General features: G+C 40.5%; 2 protein-coding genes. Both read right to left on the reverse strand.

From position 1 onward, the window contains the following. Positions 1 to 270: IS3 family transposase (locus tag PVK70_RS19150; RefSeq protein WP_443111805.1), on the reverse strand; the 270-nt coding region annotated here is incomplete at its 3' end. Positions 271 to 317: 47 nt separating this feature from the next. Beyond that, entirely contained in the window at positions 318 to 626 is a 309-nt protein-coding gene (locus tag PVK70_RS18830; protein WP_065624858.1) for a transposase, read from the reverse strand. Positions 627 to 692 lie beyond the last annotated feature (66 nt).

Below are 692 nucleotides of genomic sequence, written 5' to 3' on the forward strand. Positions count from 1 at the left end.
TGCAACATCTTTGATATATTTAAACGACTTGCCATTACGTGCTTTTATCTGTTTTTCTACCATAATATCAGCAATATAATTAACACTGCAGCTCTCACCTTGTGCGACTAACTCCCTGGTAATTCGAACTGCTCCATAACGAGCTCGAAACTCAGCATAAGTTTGCATAATTAGCAGCTCAAAACGCTGTCTTCTCAAGAGGCGTTCACTTGGTGAACGGCCTCTCCAGCGATAATATCCAGATCTAGATACCTTCAAAGCGCGACACATTAGCGTCACAGTGTACTCTCCGATAAAGCTATGAATATATTCGTACTTTACTCTTGGCGCTTCGCAAAGTACGCAGAGACCTTTTTTAAGAATTCTAACTCTTCTTTGAGTCGCATATTTTCAAGTTTTAATTGCTGCATTTCTTTCGTCTCCTGCTTTGAATAATCAATACCCTCAAGGGTATTGAATTGTTTATCAGAGAGGCGTGTAAATTGACGTTTCCAATTAGCTATTTGTTGCGCACTGACACCAAGTTGCTTAGCAACTTGTGTTGCAGTTCGGTCTGGAAGTTGTGAGAGACGTACAGCTTCTTTCCGAAACTCTTCCGTGTACGCTGACTTTCTTTGTTTACCCATATAACACCTCTTGATTAGACTGTAGTTCTAACTTAATGTGGTGTCTACAAAACGTGGGTAACTCCA

The organism is Aliivibrio sp. A6, assembly GCF_028765505.1.
GTDB lineage: Bacteria > Pseudomonadota > Gammaproteobacteria > Enterobacterales > Vibrionaceae > Aliivibrio > Aliivibrio finisterrensis_A.